The following is a 17,313-nucleotide window of genomic DNA, read 5'->3' on the forward strand; positions in this document are numbered from 1 at the left end:
TGGCAATGAATGGCGCGCCGCTCACCAAGTAACCGCGACGTAACCGTTTTGACACGCCAGGCAGAAATGGGCACGATACATGGGCTGGTTGCGCGAGGAAGCAGCCCGCGCAGCCTTCATTGAGGAGCAGCCAATGGCCGAAAGGCAGGACTTGCCCAAATGCCCTGTGGGGGTGACTGTCAGCGTTATCGGGAGCAAGTGGAAGCTCCTCATCCTGCAGCAGCTTTCCGCCGGCGCCATGCGCTTCAATGAATTGCAGGCTGCCCTCGACGGCATCAGCAACAAGGTGTTGAGCACGACCCTGCGCTCCCTTGGCGAGGATGGCATCATCGTCCGTGATGTCCATCCCGCAAGTCCCATAAGCGTCGAATACCGGTTGAGCAAGATCGGCCTTTCTCTGCGGCCCGTGCTCGACGCCATGGGCGACTGGGGCGAAGAGTACCGCAAATGGCGCCAAGGTTCCCGGCTGGATGCGGAAGACGAAGCCTGAAGCCCGAAGCGGCGGGGGCGGCCGCCCACCGCCTGCCGCACCATCCCTTAACGCAAAAGCCCCCGGCGCTCCCGGGGGCTTTATGCGTTTCATGGCGCGCGGCCGTGGGGCCGCGGAGCCGTTCAGTCCTTGTGCGGCTTGGCTTCAAAGGCCAGTTCGCCGTCCTTGACCTCGATATGCACTTCCTCGCCGTCATGGATCTTGCCGCTGATGATCTCCCGCGCGAGCGGCGTCTCCACGGCCTGCTGGATGTAGCGCTTGAGCGGCCGCGCGCCATAGACCGGGTCATAACCCGCATTGGCGATGTAGTCGCGCGCCTCGTCGCTCATGTGGAGCTTGATCTTGCGCTCCTCCATGCGCTTGCGCAGGCGGCGGAGCTGGAACTCCACGATCTTGCCGATCTGGTCGCGGCGCAAGGGCAGGAAGACCACGGTCTCGTCAACGCGGTTGAGGAATTCGGGCCGGAAGTGGTTGCGCAGGTCTTCCATGACCTTTTCCCGCGCGCCTTCCTTGAGGGTGCCGTCGAGGGCGATGCCGTCAAGCAGGTGCATGGAGCCGATATTGGAGGTCATGATGACGATGCAGTTGCGGAAGTCCACCGTCCTGCCCTGGCTGTCGGTGAGGCGCCCGTCGTCCAACAGCTGGAGCAGCGTATTGAACACATCCGGGTGGGCCTTTTCGATCTCGTCGAACAGGATGACGGAATAGGGCTTGCGGCGCACCGCCTCGGTGAGCTGGCCGCCCTCGTCATAGCCCACATATCCCGGAGGGGCCCCGATGAGGCGCGACACGGAATGCTTTTCCATGTATTCGCTCATGTCGAGGCGCACCATGTTGTCTTCGGTATCGAAGAGCGCCTCGGCGAGCGCCTTGGAGAGCTCGGTCTTGCCCACGCCCGTGGGGCCGAGGAAGATGAAGGAGCCCGTGGGCCGCGCCGGGTCGGAAAGGCCGGCACGCGCGCGCAGCACGGCATCGGCCACGGCGGTGACGGCCTCGTCCTGACCGACCACGCGCTCATGCAGCTGCTCGTTGAGCCGGAGCAGCTTCTCGCGCTCGGACTCAAGCAGCCGCGTCACCGGGATGCCCGTCCACTTGGCCACGATCTCGGCCACGTCGTCGGGGCCCACTTCTTCGCGCAACAGGCGCGGGCCGTCGCCGTCCTTCTTTTCACCGGAAACTTCCGCAAGCTTTTTCTCGAGCTCGAGCAGCTTGGAATACTTGAGTTCCGCGGCGCGGTTGAGGTCATAGGCGCGCTCGGCCTGCTCGATGGCGAGCTTGGTCTGCTCGATCTGCTCCTTGATCTCGCGCACGCTGTCGATGGAGCCCTTCTCGCTCTCCCACTGCTTGCGCATGGCCTCCTGCTCCTTGCGCAGTTCCTCGAGCTCGTTCTCGAGCTTTTCGAGGCGCTCGCGCGAGGCGCTGTCGGTCTCGCGGCGCAGGGCCTCGCGCTCGATCTCGAGCTGCATGACCTTGCGGTTCACCTCGTCGAGGTCCGCGGGGAGGGAGTCGATCTCGGTGCGGATCATGGCCGCGGCCTCGTCGATGAGGTCAATGGCCTTGTCCGGGAGCTGACGGTCGGGAATATAGCGGTTGGAGAGCACCACCGCCTCGACGATGGCCGAGTCGCTGATGCGCACGCCGTGATGGACCTCGAAGCGCTCCTTCAGGCCGCGCAAGATGGAGATGGCGTCCTCCACCGTGGGTTCTTCCACGAGCACGGGCTGGAAGCGGCGCTCGAGCGCCGGATCTTTCTCGATATACTTGCGGTATTCGTCCACCGTGGTCGCGCCGATGCAGTGCAGCTCGCCGCGGGCCAGCATGGGCTTGAGGAGGTTCCCCGCGTCCATGGAGCCCTCGGTCTTGCCGGCGCCCACGATGGTGTGCAGCTCGTCGATGAAGAGGATGATCTGCCCTTCGCTCTTCTCCACCTCGTTGAGCACGGCCTTGAGGCGCTCCTCGAATTCGCCGCGGTACTTGGCGCCGGCGATGAGCGCGCCCATGTCGAGGGCGTAGATCTTGCGGCCGCGCAGGCCCTCGGGCACGTCGCCCTTGACGATGCGGAAGGCCAGGCCCTCGACGATGGCCGTCTTGCCGACGCCCGCCTCGCCGATGAGCACCGGGTTGTTCTTGGTGCGCCGGGAGAGGATGCGGATGACCCTGCGGATTTCTGAATCACGCCCGATGACAGGGTCCATCTTGCCCTGGCGCGCCGCCTCCACGAGGTCGCGGGCGTACTTGCTCAGGGCCTCGAAGGTGTCTTCGGGGTTGGCGCTCGTCACGCGCGCGCCGCCGCGCACCTCTTCCATGGCCCTGGAGAAGGTGGCGCGGGTGATCTTGTATTCCTTGAAGACCTCGCCCAGGGGCGATGTGGGCTCCACGTCGGTGAGGGCGAGGAAAAGCGTGTCCACGCTGACGAACTCGTCCTGCAGGCGCTGGGCGTCTTTTTCCGCCTCGCCCAAGACCTTCATCAGGCGCGGGGTGACGCTGATCTTGTTGGGGTCCATGCCGCCGCCCGACACCGAGGGCCGCTTGCGCAGCGAGGTCTCCAGCGCCACTGCGAGCGCGCGCTGCTGGACGCCCATGTGCTCAAGGTCAGCGCTGACGATGCCCTTTTCCTGCTGCACCAGGGCGAGCGCCAGGTGCTCGCAGTCGGTCTCCTGGTGGCCCATGCCCACGGCGATGGCCTGCGCCGCGCTGATGGCCTCCCGGGCTTTTTCCGTAAACTTGTTGATATCCATACACAACTCCCCACCCTGTCCGCGCGGGCGCTTCCGTGCATCCGGGCGGCAGGCATTTCCGGTATAGTGGGCCCATGCAGCCGAAGCCGCAGGGGCCTAGTCCTCCAGGCTGTGCAGGTCGCGCACCATGCGCTCGAGGCGGTCGATGCGCTCGAGCAGGTCGACGATGATGGTGCCGCCCACCACGGGCAGCTCAAAATCGCCGCAAATGCGTTCCAGCTTGCGCACGCGATAGATGTCCGCGTCCTCGAACATCTGGACTTCGGAAGCGCTGACGCGCGTTTCTATCCAGCCAAGGGCAAGCAGTTCCTGCAAATGTTCCGGCGTGACGCCGGTCACTTCGACAAACTCCTCCCAGGCGAGCACCTTGGAGGGCATCGGCAGGGAAGATGATTTTCTCGTCATGCTCATGGTTCCATCCTCGGGATATGCGGCTCACGCAAGGCGCGGCCGTTGACGCCGAATGCCTCAGGCGCGCGCCTTGAAGGTCGAGGTTGCCGCCAGCTTCTCCCAGAGTTCCTTTTGCTCGGCGGTGAGTTCCGAGGGCACCCGGATCATCACCCTGACAAGCAGGTCGCCACGCTTGGAGGCGGCGCCCAGGCCCTTGCCGCGCAGGCGGAACTTGCGCCCGGAGCTCGTCCCGGCGGGGATGGTCAGCTCCACCTCGCCGTCCAGCGTGGGCACGGGCACCTTGGCGCCCAGCACAGCCTCCCATGGGGCCACGGCCACATCGCAATGGATGTTGTCGCCATCGACCTTAAAGCGCGGATGCGGCTCGTAGCGAATGCGGAGGAAGAGGTCGCCGGGCGTGCCGCCGGAAGCCGAGGGGTCGCCCTGGCCGGAGAGGCGCAGCTTGGCCCCATCGCGGATGCCGGCGGGCACGTTGACCTCGAGGGTCTTGGGGCCCTTGGGCATCTGGAGGGTGACGCTGCGCTTGCCGCCGCGCATGGCCTCTTCAAGGGTGAGCGGCAGCTCCGCCTCCACATCGCGGCCGCGCCGCGGGCGCGACGAAAAGCCGCCGAAGGGGTCGGGCCCGAAGGAGCTCCCCCCGCGGCTGCCCCGGGCGCCCCCGCCACCGCCGAAGAGGGTTTCGAAGAAGTCCGAAAAGTCTCCCCCGCCCATGTCCTGGCCGTTGAAGTTGAAGTGCATGTTCTCGAAGCCCTGGCCGTTCTGCTGGAAATGCTGGGCATTCTGCCAGTCGGGCCCGAGCTGGTCATAGAGCTTGCGCTTCTCGGGATCTTTGAGGACTTCGTAGGCCTCGTTGATCTCCTTGAATTTTTCTTCGGATTCCTTGTTGCCGGGATTGAGGTCCGGGTGGTACTTGCGGGCAAGTTTTTTATAGGCCTTGGAGATCTCCTCGGCCTTGGCGTCGCGCCCCACGCCCAAAAGTTTGTAATAATCCTTATATGAGGCAGCCATGTTTCGCTTTCTCCCTTGCGGCCAAGGCCGGCTGGCAAAGGCCCCTGCGGATGCGTCCACCGGGTGCGGCGGCCGCTTCACCATGCACGGCGCACCGCTTCACTTGCAGCATTTTACTAATGATTGAAGTTCCGTCAACAGTATCCGCCACATAAAAAATTTTTCCTGCCCCATCCCGTGACCGCACGGTGGGTCAAGGTCTCACCGCGCACCAGCTGTGGGGTGCTCCACGAGCATTTGCTGAACCGTGGAGAAGAGAACAGCAGCATGCAGAACAGGATAGTGAAGAAAATCGCTCAACAGCCCCTGGGCCGGCATATCCTGAAATGGTGGCAGCCCCTGCAGCGCACGTAAAGGGGCTCGCGCCGCCATATCCCAGCAAGACAAGCCAAGACAAAGAGTGACACAAAGGCGACCCTTTTCGAGATGGACATCGTAAACCACACCCCCCGGCAGTCCACGGAACCTGAGGCATGCTTCGTGAGCCCGGAAGACGCCTTCACTACGTCAGAAACTTCTTCCGTTGAGGCTACCGGCCGAGGATATCGCCCGTACAAAGAGTGACGACTTTCCGCCTCCATGCCCGCCTCCCGTCCTGTTGACGTTCACTTGGTGGCGAGCAGCACACGAGAATGAATGCCATCCAGCGACGTGGGATGCCGGCACCCAAGGCGCACCGGGCAGCGGAGTAGTCAGGGAGCATTTTTACCTTAATAATCTGCAGATCGTCAGGACAGGCAACGTACCTGTTCTCAAACCTTTTGTAACTATCCTCTCCACAGCATTTTCTGGAGCCAGTGCTTTCTATGCTTTTTCCATAGCCTGATATACCTTTACTGCTTGTTCAGCCAGCCCGGAAATATATTTTTCCACCCAAAAATCCTCATCTGTCATTTCAAGGGGCAACCCAAGCCCCAAATTTTTACCTTCCCCTTTAACTCTATACCGGCCTTAAAATTTTTGAAGCACTTGGGACACTTGTGCCGCATTCGCCCCATGCTTGGAAGCGTAAAAGGCAACGGCGAAACATTTAAACGCTTCCGCACCATTCCATTCCGTGCCCCAACCATGCGAAACGCCAGGCCCGTTTCCTGCTGTGTCTTGACATCGCCAGCCTCGGCAAGTTTGCGCAATTTTAAAATTCCTTCTTTCTCATGCCCACATGAGCTGCCATGCAACTTCATCCTTGGCTTCGCGCCTTCCGGGACATGGTTGCCTGACCGGGCAGCCGTACTGGCTGCCCTCCTCTTTAACGGTTTCGCGCCCGTTGCCGCACAGGGCTTTCGCGCCTTTTATCTGGTGTTAATCATGCTGCGCACCCTGTCATCAAAGCGCAACTCGTCCATGCCGACTTCATGGCGGGCAATAACCGCAGCCACAGCCATTTTCAGGGTCTTCAAGTCCCGAACGGTGAGGCGTTCAATATCAAAATCATTTTTCTCGGCAATCTCCAGAAGCGTAAACTGGCAGCAGGGAAATCCCTGGGACAGCAGCGTCAGTTTTTCCGCATCGTCCCGCGTCATCACGCACTCGATATCGCCATCGCGGGAAAACTCATTGCTGATGCTGTAGACGGGGACGCCATACCGGTAGGTGAAGCGGGTTGAAACTCGCCCAAGCGGCCCCCATCCATCGACAACCTTGGCAAGCGCATTCTGGCTGGAATTGACCATGCCCTTGACGAAGCACGCTGTCCGCTCGAGGTCCTGAAGCTTCAGCGGTTCAGCAAAAATGGCATCGCCCACGGTGTGATAATTGCCACAGCGCAGCTCAGGAACAAACTTTTCGCCCACCACGGAACACCCCTTGATCAGTGCGCTTATCCAGATAGTCTTGGCCATGTCCATGCTCCTGTTACAGGGTTTGCCTTATTTCCAACCTATCCTGCCGCACAAGCAACATCAAGAAGTAATGACGGCACGAGGGCATTCCTGTCTTGTGCGGTGCCCGGGCATAGCCGCCTTCTGGTGGCTCTATGCGTGATTGGCGCAAATGCCCCGCCAAGGCATCCGCCCTGCCCAGGCGCCCTTGTGCTCTCACCGCTGTTTCAGGAGACTGAAGACTGCCCGAGCACCAACCGCCGCCCTACGGATGCCGTGCCCCCGGCAGGGGCAAGGATATCCTTGCCCATCGCCTGCCGCAGGGGCGCAGGGTCTCACAGTCACGGCTTTATAACAACCTTGGCCGCGGCCGCTTGCGCCTCCAGCATGACGGCCGTTTCACCCGCCGTTGCAGACCGCAGTGCGCAAGCCCTCACCCTGAGGCCCATGCCCGGGGCAAAGGCCACCGAGCTCGAGGGCCGTGCCGGGCAGGAGATGCGCAAAAAAATCGGCAAGACGCGCGGGCAGCGCCTCGCCATCTCATTCGACCTCCATGCCAGGGAGGCCACACGCGCATTCTGTGGGAGGACGCGGCACTGGAGCTTGCAACCCGTGCCGCGGCGCACGGTGTTGGCCTTCGCAGCGTGTCCCGGCCGCGTGCGCCGGGCTATATCCGCATAGTGGAGCAACGGCATGACCTCGCTGTCGAATTCGACCAAAACCGGGACACGGCCACTGTCGCTCTCCGTCAGGCTCGCAGACTTGCCAGCGGCCAGCGGGTGACAGTGGAAGCTATGGTCAGCGACAACAAAGCCAAGGGGGAACATGTGCCCGACAACAGCGGCCAAGCTGAAGCCATGGGCGAGCGGCTGCGCATCCCCGGCGGCATCCTGCTGCACCGCATCGACCCCACGCTGCTCTAGGGCACGCCGGCCAACCGGCTCTCCATCTCACCGGGCGATCCCGGCACCTTCTGGCTGCATGGCGACCCGGACAACCTCCGGGCATGCGCCAAGGAGATGTGCGCCGGAGTCTGGAACCCCAAGAAAGACCTGCGGGACAATCCCCACGGGCCCGCCAGCCGCGCATGCACTGCGAGCATCTCCGGCCGGCCCTCGCATGGAAGCTCAACGTGGCCAAAAAGCAGCGCCCCGGGGCCACAAAGACGGCCAGGGCGCCGCGGCCCGTTCCCCGGCACGAGCCAGCGCGATCAGCCGCAGACAAACTTGGCTCATTCCTGTGGAGATAGCATGGAAGACGTGGAAAATAAGGGGCGGAGGGTCACCTGTCCCGAAGCTTGCGCCCTTCTGGGGTGCAGGAAATCGCATTTCTCCGACTTGGTGAAGACAGGAGTTCTGCCGGCTCATCGGTACGGGAAATTGCGAGCCATTTGGGTCCATGAACGGGATTACGCGCCGTCTCTCAATACCAGCGCCGCCAAAAATTATGTAATGGAGAGATAATTCCTTGATAGTGGACACTATTTTTATGTATCCAATACTCAACGGAATGGTGGAATATGAACCGGGAACTTATAAAGAAGTTGAAAGAAGATGGCTGGGAAGAAGTGACGCCCCGCACACCCGGAAGCCACCGCCAGTTCCGCCACCCCGGCAAGACGGGCAAAGTCACGGTGCCCGAACACGGCTCCGAGGACATCGCTCTCGGCACTCTGAAGCGAATCGAGCAGTAAAGCGGCCTGAAACTTCGATAAACCGCACGATTGCAGCATGTGGATCAGGAAGATGCGGTACTATTTCGCCCAATTTACCCCGATGAAGAGCAGCCTGACGTCAATAATGTTTCGTTTCCCGACCTGCCCGGCTGCGTCACCTTTGGCACTGGCTCGATGAGCCCATGACTCAGGCGATGGACGCGCTCACTGCCTATCTGGAAGTGGAAATGGCACGCGGCGAGGAAATTCCAGAAGCATCAGACATGGAAACAGCCAGGTCCAAGGCGGAAGCGGAGGACAAACAACTGGATATCCGGCCCCACCCGGGGGCACTCTATCTGCTCGTACCCGCTGATCCTGCCCCCGAGCCCTTCATGCGCCTGAATATCTCCATGCAGCCGCGCCTTGTTGCAAAGATAGACCGTTATGCGAAAGAGCGCGGCATGACGCGCTCCGGGCTTCTTGGGGCAGCCGCGAGGGAGTATATCAATCGCCCGGCCTCTGCCTGATTTGGAGCCTCCAAGGGCTATTTTTCCGGCGGGGCGCACTCCGCCGAATTTTTTGGAAAAATTTTTTTATTTTTGTCAGTTGAAAATTATTTTTCCATGTTTTCCACCATGGCCACCATGTCCACGACAAGGTGTTTCGGCCGTGCAATAGCGGCCCCATGTCCCTCTCCATCTGGACCCGTCCCGAGCTCGAAGACCAAATACGCGTCTACAAGGCGGCGCTCGCGGCGTGAGCCCCGGCCTCGTCGCCCGGCCTGACGGGAGAGACCAGGAAAAAGACGCCCTCGCCAGAAAAGGCCAGAGCCGCGTCCACCAAGGGGGCAGCCCCCGGTTCTTGACGTGAGCCGCTGCGCCATTAACTTTTCCTATAACGGCTGACTGAAGGCGCACAGTCACCGCCACAGGGTCAAGGGATTGGACAATGCCGGGCAGGGCTGTCCAGAGTCCTCCCTGAGCCCTTCCTGGGCGAGGCGCTGGGCCTCCCCCGGTCATTGAGCGTTCCATTCTTACCATGAGGTGGCTCTTATGACTGAAAAAGAACTCAAAGATCTGCTAGACGCTGAAGAAGGAAAATCCCTTTATAAGGGCATCCTTACCTCATTGTTAGTTGGTTATTTCGTGGCGTTTGTACCTATGGAGGTAATGCTCCTTACGTCCAATGTAGACCCTGATATCAGTCATATTATTCAATCATTTATTAATAAAATTACGGTTGCTGTTTTTATATTGTGCCTAATTTTCTGGGCCTTTTTCGCATGCAAAATTAGTATTTATAAAAAATTATTGGGGCTGTCCTAGCTAAGGAGAAATTGCTAGGATAGGGCATGTACGAGAGGCGAAGTCGGTTAAATTCGCGTCAACAGGCTGAACTTATAAAGTTTTTCGTTGCTGGCGCAACCGCGCGTGCTGCTGGCGAAATCGCGGGAGTAAATCGCAACACTGCTGCCTCGTATTTCATGCGCCTTCGGCGTCTAATAGCAATGCACCTCCCCAGTTATCGCTTGTCAGGGGAGGTTGAGGCCGATGAAAGCTACTTTGGCGGAGTGAGAAAAGGCAAGCGTGGTCGGGGAGCTGCCGGGAAAATAGCGGTTTTCGGGTTACTGAAGCGCAACGGGAAGGTTTATACGGCCATAATCCCCAATGCGCGAACAGAAACGCTCATGCCTATCATTGAGGAGCGCGTCGAGCCTGACAGCATCGTCTACACGGACATGTTCTGGGTATATAATGCCTTGGATGTAAGCGATTTCCACCATCACAGGATCGACCATTCAAGGTTATTTGCCAAACAAGGAAACCATATCAATGGGATAGAAAATTTTTGGAACCAGGCAAAGCGGCATTTGCGTAAGTTTAACGGCATTAAGCCTGAACACTTTTACTGGTTCTTAAAAGAGTGCGAATGGCGCTTCAATGGTGGCAATCATAAGGAGCTATTAACCCAGCTAAATTCTTGGGTTAAAGAGGCTAAACATTAACCTTAGCTAGGACAGCCCCAAATTATTTGTCAAAAGATATAATGAAGAAAGACAATCTAAATGGTATCCAACGGTAGTCGTGCGGTGTCATCAATGCCGATGCAAACCACGTCGGCGCACCGCTCATTGTCGCGTGTATCGGCCCGGGCCTCGGCCGTGAGGATGCGGTAAAAACCGTCCTCGTCCATGGGACGCTTTGCTCCCCGGCAGGCTGCGTGAGCGGCGACTGCATGGCCTTGACCAGCGGGTTATCGAGCTTGATGCAGCCCCCAAGGTCGGGCGGATAGCCGGGCTTTGCGCCCGTGCCCTTGAGGTTTCCCTGCCACACGCGCGCACTTTCCCGGGGCACGAGCCCGTGTCCAATGTGGTGGTGGCCGTGGCAAAATCGGACGGGCGATCCCCTCCCCGGCGAGGATGTCCAGCACTGTGCGCACGCCCTATTCGCGCAACACCCGCACCTGAGGTGTATCTCGCGAACTCCCACGCGGGCACTGTACCAGTTATCTTATATGTGATATCAATATAAAAAAGTCGGGGGCAGGTCATGACAGGGCACTCCCCGCAGGCTCATGGGACAAGGAGGGAACAATGGAATTCAATGAAGGGCTGACAAGCCTCGCCAACCGCGCGCAAAAAATGAAGCCCAGCCTCAGCACGGAAGAGGCCACCAAGACAGCCTGCGTGCTGCCGTTCATTCGCCTTTTGGGCTATGATGTTTTCAACCCTCTGGAGGTCGTGCCGGAGTTTGTGGCGGACGTGGCTGACAGGAAGGGGGAAAAGGTCGACTACGCCATCCTTAACAGTGAAGGCAAGCCCATCATCCTCATTGAGTGCAAGGCGTGCGGTTGCATGCTCAACAGCGACAACTGCGAGCAACTGCACCGCTATTTCACAACCGTGGACGCTCGCATAGGCGTTTTGACGGACGGGCTGCGCTACCTCTTCTTCTCCGACCTGGAGGAATACAAGAAGATGGACAGCCGCCCCTTCATGGAAATTGACCTCGAGAACATCGACGCCACCCTGATTCCCGAGCTCGCCAAGCTCCGCAAGGATGCCTTTGACCTTGAAACCGCCCTCGGCACCGCCAAGGAGCTCAAGTACAACCGCCAGATAAAGAACCTGCTGCTGGCCCAGATGGAGGAACCCAGCGAGGGCTTTGTGGACTTCTTCGTGCGCGAACTCTATGCGGGCCGGGCCACCAAGAACGTGCGCGAGCAGTTCGCGGCCTTTGTGAAGCGCGCTTTTAGCGAATTTGTGGAGGAGCGGGTGGACGCCCGGCTCAAGTCCGCCATCGCCGCCGCGCCCAAGAAGGCCGAGGCGGCCGTCCCCACACCGGCCCCAGCCGCGGAGAAGGTGGTGACCACAGAGGAGGAATGGCAGGGGTACTTCCTGGTCAAGTCCCTCCTCATGGGCGTGGTCGACCCTGCCCGCGTCTTTATCCGCGACGCGCAGAGCTATTGCAACGTGCTTCTGGACGACAGCCGCCTCAAGCCACTCATGCGCATGTACTTCAACAACCCCGAGCGCATGCGCATCGAGCTTATTGGCGAAAACAAGGAAAAGACCATGGTGGACATCGCCGGGCTGGATGACATCCTGCAATATGCGGAGGCCATCCGGGACACGGCCCGGCGCTACGACGCCCAGTAGAAACAAAAAGCCCCGCGCAAACGGGGCTTTTGCCGCTTCTCTATGAAAAACTGGTATACGTTGCTCTCGTAACAATCCACCGCATAAGAAGAGTTTGGACCCCAGCCACCATGGCACGCGTTTCTCCCACACGCTATCCCCGATATGTTTTTCAAAAACTCGCACAGCGGCATAAGGCCGGGCTGCGTTTTGAACGGAAAGGCTCGGGGACGATTATTGGGGTCGGAGAGCGAGCGCGCAAGGCATCTTCGGCTGACCGCGCGTTCCGCAGGGGAAAACTTTGCATGAGTATGCGAACACCGTCAATGCGGAACGCAACCGGGTTACAGCCAGTAAAATGGACGCAAACGCCGAAAAAGGTAATGATCTTGGACAAGTGGAACGGGGAGGCCCAAGGCAACCCTCCAGAAGAAGTGCCCAGGCAGATGTCGGACATCGTGAAGTGGGCAAGACGCGGGGAAACTATCTCCTCGTAGACGCCCAAGTCCGAACAAAAGCGCCATGGCTTCATTGACGGCAGGAGGCCGGAAGAGGTCATACAGCTTCTGAAAGACGGTTTCAAGCCAGCGGTGTTTCTTGAAAGCGCACCGGACAATTATCAGCGCATCCTCATGTTTCCCAAGTTCCACGGCGAGCTTGACCGGGAAATCGGCAACCGCGTGGCCGTAACCCTGAACAAGCGTTATGGCGACCCGAAACTCACGAGGGCCGTCTCTCCGCAACGCGCCTTAGCTTTGGGAACCGCAAATCAAAGCATGTGCGCGAAGATGGCACTTTCCCTCGCACCAACCTGAGCTATGCCGTCCGGCAGGAGTGCCAAAAAGCCTTGATTGAAGCGCGAAAGATTGAGCAGGCTTTCGCCACAGCCCAGCAGCAGAGAAAACAGCAGGCGAATCATTTGCCCAGCATAGCCGCTCAGGGGGCGGGCAATCCTCAGCAAGCCTATTAAGCATTGGGAGAGTCTCCGGGCACATATCACCATCGAGAACTTGTCACGGGTTGACGCCATGATTGCCCTCAGGCCCCCTTGCTGCGGTCATGGCCAGAAAGAGGTGGAAGAAGCCAGCCGCGCCTGTGCCCCCGCTATCCGTGAAAGACATGCGTGCCGTACCTGGCAACGCTACACCAAGCGAACGATAGCATATGATTTTGGGCCAGCAGGCGACAGGGATATGGGGCGAAATGCGCGGTACCGTGAATCGTGGCGATGGGTAGGGAGATGTGAGACGCTGGAGGCCCATGAGCGACGAGACCAGCAACGCCCAAATCCCCATTAACTTTCTAAGAGAGTCCGATTCAAGCCAAGTGCTCCTGCCCCCTGCCCCTGATTTTCCCGTTGACCGCCACGGGGCTTCGCCATACACTCTTTCTTGGTGATCAGGTGGGCGCCGCACGCAGCGGCACGCCGCAAGCCTGATTGAAAGCCAAAAATCCGCATGTGCGCGAGCGCATGGGCATTTTTGGCTTTTAATTTTTTAAGCAGGGGTATCGTCGTGCGTGCAATCCCGTATCCCTTCAAAATCGTGCTCGCCTGCTGCGCGCTCATCATCACGGGCCTCGGCATCCCGGTGAATTGCGCGGGCCTGTTCTACGCCAGCGTGAGCGACGCGCTCGATGTCAGCATCGGGGCCCTCAGCGTCTATATCACCATTCAATACGCCGTGGCCGGCGTCTTCCTGCCTCTGGCCGGTAAGCTGCTGCAAACTCGCGGCGCGCGGGCAGTCCTCACCGTCGCCGTTATCATGGATTCCGCCGCGTTCGGGCTGCTCTGCCTCGCCCGAAGCATCTGGGCCTTTTACGCGGCGGGGGTCTTTCTGGGCATGGGCAGCGCCTTCCTTATCTATCTCGCCATTCCCGTGCTCATCACCAACTGGTTTGAGCGCAAGACCGGCCTCGTCATGGGCATTTCCTTTTCCGCCGCGGGCGTGGCCTCCGCGCTTGCAAGCCCGCTCATCACCTGGGGCATCGCCCAGTTCGGCTGGCGCCCGGCCTACGGGACCTGCGGGCTCGTGATGGCCGCCCTCTCCCTGCCCTTCACCCTGTTCATCGTCCGTTCCACGCCTGCGGAACTGGGCCTTGAGCCCTATGGCGCCGGCGCTGCCGCCGCAGCCACGGCCCACAAGGCGGGGATGCTCCTCAAAAGCGCCCTGCTCACGCCGAGTTTTTACTGCATCTTCCTCTTCGCGGGCCTTATCGGCATCACCTCGGCCTTTCTTTTCCATCTCCCCGCGTGCATGAGCGAATACGGGTTCACGCAAATGCAGGCCGCTTCCATCCTTTCCGCCGCCGTTATCGGCATCACCTGCGGCAAGCTCGGCATCGGCTGGCTCAACGACCTGCTGGGCGTAAAATGGGCCGCGCCCATCGGCGTGGGGCTGGGTCTTTGCGGCATGGGACTTCTCATCTCACATCTTGGCTTTTTGCCGAGCCTCGCCGGGGGCCTCTGTTACGGCATCGGCTTCGCCTGCACGGTGCTGGAGCCGCCACCACTGGTGAAGCGCATTTTCGGCATGGCCGATTACGGCGTCATCTATGCCTGCATCATGACCTTTTCGGCGCTGGGCTGCGCCTTCGGCGCCACCCTCATCGGGGCGGTGCGCGACATTGCCGAAGGTTACGGGGCCGCGCTCACCCTGCTCATGGTGCTCCAGGCCATGGCCCTCGCCGCCTTTGCCGCCGCCATCATTACCGGTATCCCGGTGCAGCGCCGCTGGAACGCAACAAGCCCGCAAACCTTGACGGAGGAATAAGCAATGGAATTCTATCGTGGACGCCGCCTGCGCCAGAGCCAGGTGATGCGCGACTTCTGCCGGGAAACGGCCCCGCTTTTGCGGGAAGAGCTCATCATGCCCTATTTCGTGGCGGAAACGGCAGATGCCAGCTTCAGAAAAGAGATAGCCTCCATGCCCGGGCAGTTCCAGCTCTCGCTGGACGAGCTTGAGAAAGAGGTTGGCCGGGACGTGGAAAAGGGCCTTGTGACGGCCATGCTCTACGGCATCCCGGCCGGCAAGGACGAGCAGGCCACGGGCGCCTGGAAGCAGGACGGCATCGTCCAGCGGGCGGTGCGCCGCTTGAAGAAGGCCTTTCCCGGGCTCATCGTCGTGACGGACGTGTGCCTCTGCGAATATATGGCGCACGGGCATTGCGGCATCCTTACCAAGGACGGCCGCGTGCTCAACGACGCCACCCTGCCGCTGCTCGCCAAGACCGCCGTCAGCCTTGCGGAAGCGGGCGCGGACATCCTCGCCCCGTCGGACATGATGGACGGCCGCATCGCCGCCATCCGGCAGGCGCTGGACGGCGCGGGATTCGTCAATGTGCCCCTCATGTCCTATGCCGCCAAGTACGCCTCCTCGTTTTACGGGCCGTTCCGGGACGCCGCCGAGTCCGCCCCGGCCTGCGGCGACCGCAAGACCTACCAGATGGACCCGGCCAACGCCCGCGAGGCGCTCAGGGAAATGCGGGCCGACATCGCCGAGGGCGCGGACATGCTCATCGTGAAGCCCGCCGCCTCCTATGGCGACATCATCGCCCTGGCAAAGCGCGAGACGCTGGTGCCCATCTGCGCCTATCAGGTGAGCGGCGAATACTCCATGATCATGGCGGCGGCGGAAAAGGGCTGGATCAACGGCGAGGCCGTCCTGCTCGAAAGCCTCACGGGCCTGAAGCGCGCCGGGGCCGACATCCTCATCACCTATTTTGCAGGGAAATTGCTCCGGGAAGGCCTCGTCCGCTAGACGGAAACGGCCCCCTCGAAGCGGCGAGGGCCGCGCAGAGGAAGGAGACCGGGGAAATTTCCCCGGCCTCCTTTTAGAGTGTCGTCATGATTTCCCGGTAACGCTCCAGGGCGTTGCGCAGGGCGTGGATGACGGAATTGGTGATCAACAGGTGGGCGTTGGCGCGGATCTTGGCGATGAGCGGCTCCAGGTCGTCGTCCATGCAATGTCCCCGGATGATTTCCGCGAGATAGTCGCGGGCCAGCGGACTCGGCAGGTTGAGGTGGCAGTCTACCACGCAATGCGACGACTTGTTGATCAAGAGCTGGCAATAGAGGGTATGGAACGCGAACATCACGGCGGTGTCACGCGGGGGCTGGGAATAGCCCCCCAGGATGAAGCATTGCTCGTGGACGCTCATGGGCCTGCCCTCCGGTTCAGGGTTCAGGAAATCATGGTCTCAAGGTCGCGCACATCGGCCAAATCTTCAATACCCATGACGGCGCTAAAGAGCTGCGCCGCCTTGTCTTCAGGCAGGATGCCCTGGCATTGCGCCATGAACTTCTCGCGCACCCCGGCTTCCGAAAGCGGATTGCCCGCGCTGCCACGGGGATTGACGATTTCGCACGCCCAGGTCTTGCCGTCCGCCACAAGGGTGACACGGGCGCAGTAGCCCATGCCCGGGCCAAGGTCGTCCATGGCCGGGTCGTGGATGACTTCCACCTTCTTCATGGCAGCCGCCACGCGCGGGTCCTTGATGAAGGCCGGCTCGAACTGGCGCGCGCCCAGCTGGCCCGAGACGAGCAGCGCCGCGATGCAGTAGCCGATGTGCATCTGCGCCCCGGAAACCGGGCCTGGCTCGTAGTCAAAGCCACAGTGCAGGAAGACCGACTTGTTGACGCGCACGGTAATCTTTTCCACCTCATCGGGCCTGATGCCGTTCTGCTCCATGAGGTCGCGCACGCCGTCCACCGCGCTACTCACGGAACCTGCCGTGGGGTAGAACTTGATGCCCGTGCCCTTGCAGAGGAATTCGCCCTCGCCGATGGCTTCTATGGGCGCGGGGTCATACTTGCCCGAAAGCGTTGTCAGGAAGGAGCCGTAGGTGTCGTCAAAAATCTCCCGGATGCCGAGCAGGCCCTGCCGCGCCATGAGCGCGCCGTTGACGCCGTGCATGCTGGCATACGGAGCCTGCATCCCGTGAATATTGGAGGAAAGCTGCGCGCTCATGAGTCCGGAACCGAAATCCCCGGCTATGCCGATGGCGTTCAGCGCCTCTTCCTCCGTCAGGCCGTAGATGCGGCTTGCGGCGGCCGCCGCCGCGAAGGGGGCGACCACCGAGGCGGGATGGTAGCCCCGGTGACGCACTTCCGGCATGACGGCGAGGGCCACGCGGATCATGGTATCATAGCCGGCCACCAGGGTGGTCAGGAACTCCTTGCCGCTGACCGTGCGCCCGCAGCCGTCCAAGGCGGCCAGCGCCGCCGGGATGACGATGCAGCCGCAATGCACGGTGGCCCCGTGATGCAGGTCATCATAGGCGTTGGCGCCTATCATGGAGCCGTTGAGGAAGGAGGCCAGCGGCGCGGGCGCTTTCCAGCTTTCAAAGAAGATGCGCGAGCCGTCCGGCACCTGCATGGGCTTGTAGGCCGCCAGCGCCTTGCGCACATGTTCCGCGCGGCTGCCATAGACGAGGCAGCCGAGCGAATCCGCGAGGCAGAGCGTGACCTGCGTCGCCGCCGCCCTGTCCACGTCCTCGAACCTGAGCCGATGGACGAAACCGGCGAGTTTTTCCAGAGGATTCATCCCTTCTCC

Annotated in this window: 16 protein-coding genes; 8 read left to right on the forward strand and 8 right to left on the reverse strand. The window is 60.8% G+C overall.

The features are described from left to right. The first annotated feature begins 133 nt into the window (after positions 1-133). Positions 134-490 carry a helix-turn-helix domain-containing protein gene (locus G7Y54_RS03905; protein ID WP_165077516.1) on the forward strand — a complete coding sequence of 119 codons (357 nt, stop codon included), beginning with the start codon at positions 134-136 and terminating at the stop codon, positions 488-490. A 122-nt stretch (positions 491-612) separates the two neighbouring features. Here the strand turns inward: G7Y54_RS03905 and clpB are convergent, their stop codons facing one another. The 4 genes from clpB to G7Y54_RS03925 form a co-directional block, all read right to left on the reverse strand. Continuing rightward, a complete protein-coding gene (gene clpB / locus G7Y54_RS03910; RefSeq protein ID WP_165077520.1) occupies positions 613-3,228 on the reverse strand; it encodes an ATP-dependent chaperone ClpB in 2,616 nt (871 codons plus the stop codon). Positions 3,229-3,324: 96 nt separating this feature from the next. Beyond that, positions 3,325-3,639 carry a chaperone modulator CbpM gene (locus G7Y54_RS03915; RefSeq protein WP_165077523.1) on the reverse strand — a complete coding sequence of 105 codons (315 nt, stop codon included), beginning with the start codon at positions 3,637-3,639 and terminating at the stop codon, positions 3,325-3,327. A 57-nt stretch (positions 3,640-3,696) separates the two neighbouring features. After that, positions 3,697-4,647: a J domain-containing protein gene (locus G7Y54_RS03920; RefSeq protein WP_165077525.1), complete on the reverse strand. Its 951-nt coding sequence runs from the start codon at positions 4,645-4,647 to the stop codon at positions 3,697-3,699. A gap of 1,292 nt (positions 4,648-5,939) precedes the next feature. Continuing rightward, positions 5,940-6,488, reverse strand: a complete 549-nt coding sequence (locus G7Y54_RS03925) for a hypothetical protein (protein ID WP_165077528.1) — start codon at positions 6,486-6,488, stop codon at positions 5,940-5,942. Positions 6,489-7,986: 1,498 nt separating this feature from the next. Between G7Y54_RS03925 and G7Y54_RS03930 the strand changes: the two genes are divergently transcribed. The 4 genes from G7Y54_RS03930 to G7Y54_RS03945 all read left to right on the forward strand — a co-directional run bounded on the left by G7Y54_RS03930 (position 7,987) and on the right by G7Y54_RS03945 (position 10,129). Next, positions 7,987-8,160 carry a type II toxin-antitoxin system HicA family toxin gene (locus G7Y54_RS03930; RefSeq protein WP_165077531.1) on the forward strand — a complete coding sequence of 58 codons (174 nt, stop codon included), beginning with the start codon at positions 7,987-7,989 and terminating at the stop codon, positions 8,158-8,160. Positions 8,161-8,324: 164 nt separating this feature from the next. Beyond that, positions 8,325-8,651, forward strand: a complete 327-nt coding sequence (locus G7Y54_RS03935) for a type II toxin-antitoxin system HicB family antitoxin (RefSeq protein WP_165077543.1) — start codon at positions 8,325-8,327, stop codon at positions 8,649-8,651. 525 nt (positions 8,652-9,176) lie between these two features. Beyond that, the gene (locus G7Y54_RS03940; RefSeq protein WP_165077545.1) at positions 9,177-9,449 is read left to right on the forward strand and encodes a hypothetical protein; all 273 of its coding nucleotides are present in this window, start codon (positions 9,177-9,179) and stop codon (positions 9,447-9,449) included. A 26-nt stretch (positions 9,450-9,475) separates the two neighbouring features. Then, a complete protein-coding gene (locus G7Y54_RS03945; RefSeq protein WP_165077548.1) occupies positions 9,476-10,129 on the forward strand; it encodes an IS1595 family transposase in 654 nt (217 codons plus the stop codon). A gap of 56 nt (positions 10,130-10,185) precedes the next feature. Here the strand turns inward: G7Y54_RS03945 and G7Y54_RS12730 are convergent, their stop codons facing one another. Further along, complete coding sequence (locus G7Y54_RS12730; RefSeq protein ID WP_277424345.1) at positions 10,186-10,317, reverse strand: hypothetical protein; 132 nt, start codon at positions 10,315-10,317, stop codon at positions 10,186-10,188. Between the two features lie 400 nt (positions 10,318-10,717). Between G7Y54_RS12730 and G7Y54_RS03950 the strand changes: the two genes are divergently transcribed. Continuing rightward, positions 10,718-11,782: a type I restriction enzyme HsdR N-terminal domain-containing protein gene (locus G7Y54_RS03950; protein WP_165077550.1), complete on the forward strand. Its 1,065-nt coding sequence runs from the start codon at positions 10,718-10,720 to the stop codon at positions 11,780-11,782. Positions 11,783-12,530: 748 nt separating this feature from the next. On the opposite strand, the gene G7Y54_RS03960 is transcribed toward G7Y54_RS03950, so the two are convergent. Then, a complete protein-coding gene (locus G7Y54_RS03960) occupies positions 12,531-12,680 on the reverse strand; it encodes a hypothetical protein (RefSeq protein ID WP_165077552.1) in 150 nt (49 codons plus the stop codon). A gap of 595 nt (positions 12,681-13,275) precedes the next feature. Between G7Y54_RS03960 and G7Y54_RS03965 the strand changes: the two genes are divergently transcribed. Further along, the gene (locus tag G7Y54_RS03965; protein WP_165077554.1) at positions 13,276-14,532 is read left to right on the forward strand and encodes an MFS transporter; all 1,257 of its coding nucleotides are present in this window, start codon (positions 13,276-13,278) and stop codon (positions 14,530-14,532) included. Positions 14,533-14,535: 3 nt separating this feature from the next. Continuing rightward, positions 14,536-15,519, forward strand: coding sequence for a porphobilinogen synthase (hemB, locus tag G7Y54_RS03970; RefSeq protein ID WP_165077556.1), 984 nt, complete (start codon positions 14,536-14,538; stop codon positions 15,517-15,519). Positions 15,520-15,592: 73 nt separating this feature from the next. On the opposite strand, the gene G7Y54_RS03975 is transcribed toward hemB, so the two are convergent. Then, on the reverse strand, positions 15,593-15,919 hold the full coding sequence (locus G7Y54_RS03975; protein WP_165077558.1) for a DUF3870 domain-containing protein: 327 nt from the start codon (positions 15,917-15,919) through the stop codon (positions 15,593-15,595). Positions 15,920-15,942: 23 nt separating this feature from the next. Then, positions 15,943-17,304 carry an MmgE/PrpD family protein gene (locus G7Y54_RS03980; RefSeq protein WP_165077561.1) on the reverse strand — a complete coding sequence of 454 codons (1,362 nt, stop codon included), beginning with the start codon at positions 17,302-17,304 and terminating at the stop codon, positions 15,943-15,945. Positions 17,305-17,313 lie beyond the last annotated feature (9 nt).

The sequence above is a fragment of the Desulfovibrio sp. ZJ746 genome (genome assembly GCF_011039155.1).
Classification (GTDB): Bacteria; Desulfobacterota; Desulfovibrionia; order Desulfovibrionales; family Desulfovibrionaceae; genus Desulfovibrio.

What these genes read in the sequence shown, in the direction of transcription:
- G7Y54_RS12730 (WP_277424345.1), bottom strand. Translation starts at nt 10,317, where the DNA reads ATGGACGAGGACGGTTTTTACCGCATCCTCACGGCCGAGGCCCGGGCC.
- G7Y54_RS03980 (WP_165077561.1), bottom strand. Translation starts at nt 17,304, where the DNA reads ATGAATCCTCTGGAAAAACTCGCCGGTTTCGTCCATCGGCTCAGGTTC.
- G7Y54_RS03905 (WP_165077516.1), top strand. Translation starts at nt 134, where the DNA reads ATGGCCGAAAGGCAGGACTTGCCCAAATGCCCTGTGGGGGTGACTGTC.
- G7Y54_RS03960 (WP_165077552.1), bottom strand. Translation starts at nt 12,680, where the DNA reads ATGATTCGCCTGCTGTTTTCTCTGCTGCTGGGCTGTGGCGAAAGCCTG.
- G7Y54_RS03975 (WP_165077558.1), bottom strand. Translation starts at nt 15,919, where the DNA reads ATGAGCGTCCACGAGCAATGCTTCATCCTGGGGGGCTATTCCCAGCCC.
- G7Y54_RS03925 (WP_165077528.1), bottom strand. Translation starts at nt 6,488, where the DNA reads ATGGCCAAGACTATCTGGATAAGCGCACTGATCAAGGGGTGTTCCGTG.
- hemB (WP_165077556.1), top strand. Translation starts at nt 14,536, where the DNA reads ATGGAATTCTATCGTGGACGCCGCCTGCGCCAGAGCCAGGTGATGCGC.
- clpB (WP_165077520.1), bottom strand. Translation starts at nt 3,228, where the DNA reads ATGGATATCAACAAGTTTACGGAAAAAGCCCGGGAGGCCATCAGCGCG.
- G7Y54_RS03915 (WP_165077523.1), bottom strand. Translation starts at nt 3,639, where the DNA reads ATGAGCATGACGAGAAAATCATCTTCCCTGCCGATGCCCTCCAAGGTG.
- G7Y54_RS03930 (WP_165077531.1), top strand. Translation starts at nt 7,987, where the DNA reads ATGAACCGGGAACTTATAAAGAAGTTGAAAGAAGATGGCTGGGAAGAA.
- G7Y54_RS03940 (WP_165077545.1), top strand. Translation starts at nt 9,177, where the DNA reads ATGACTGAAAAAGAACTCAAAGATCTGCTAGACGCTGAAGAAGGAAAA.
- G7Y54_RS03950 (WP_165077550.1), top strand. Translation starts at nt 10,718, where the DNA reads ATGGAATTCAATGAAGGGCTGACAAGCCTCGCCAACCGCGCGCAAAAA.
- G7Y54_RS03935 (WP_165077543.1), top strand. Translation starts at nt 8,325, where the DNA reads ATGACTCAGGCGATGGACGCGCTCACTGCCTATCTGGAAGTGGAAATG.
- G7Y54_RS03945 (WP_165077548.1), top strand. Translation starts at nt 9,476, where the DNA reads ATGTACGAGAGGCGAAGTCGGTTAAATTCGCGTCAACAGGCTGAACTT.
- G7Y54_RS03920 (WP_165077525.1), bottom strand. Translation starts at nt 4,647, where the DNA reads ATGGCTGCCTCATATAAGGATTATTACAAACTTTTGGGCGTGGGGCGC.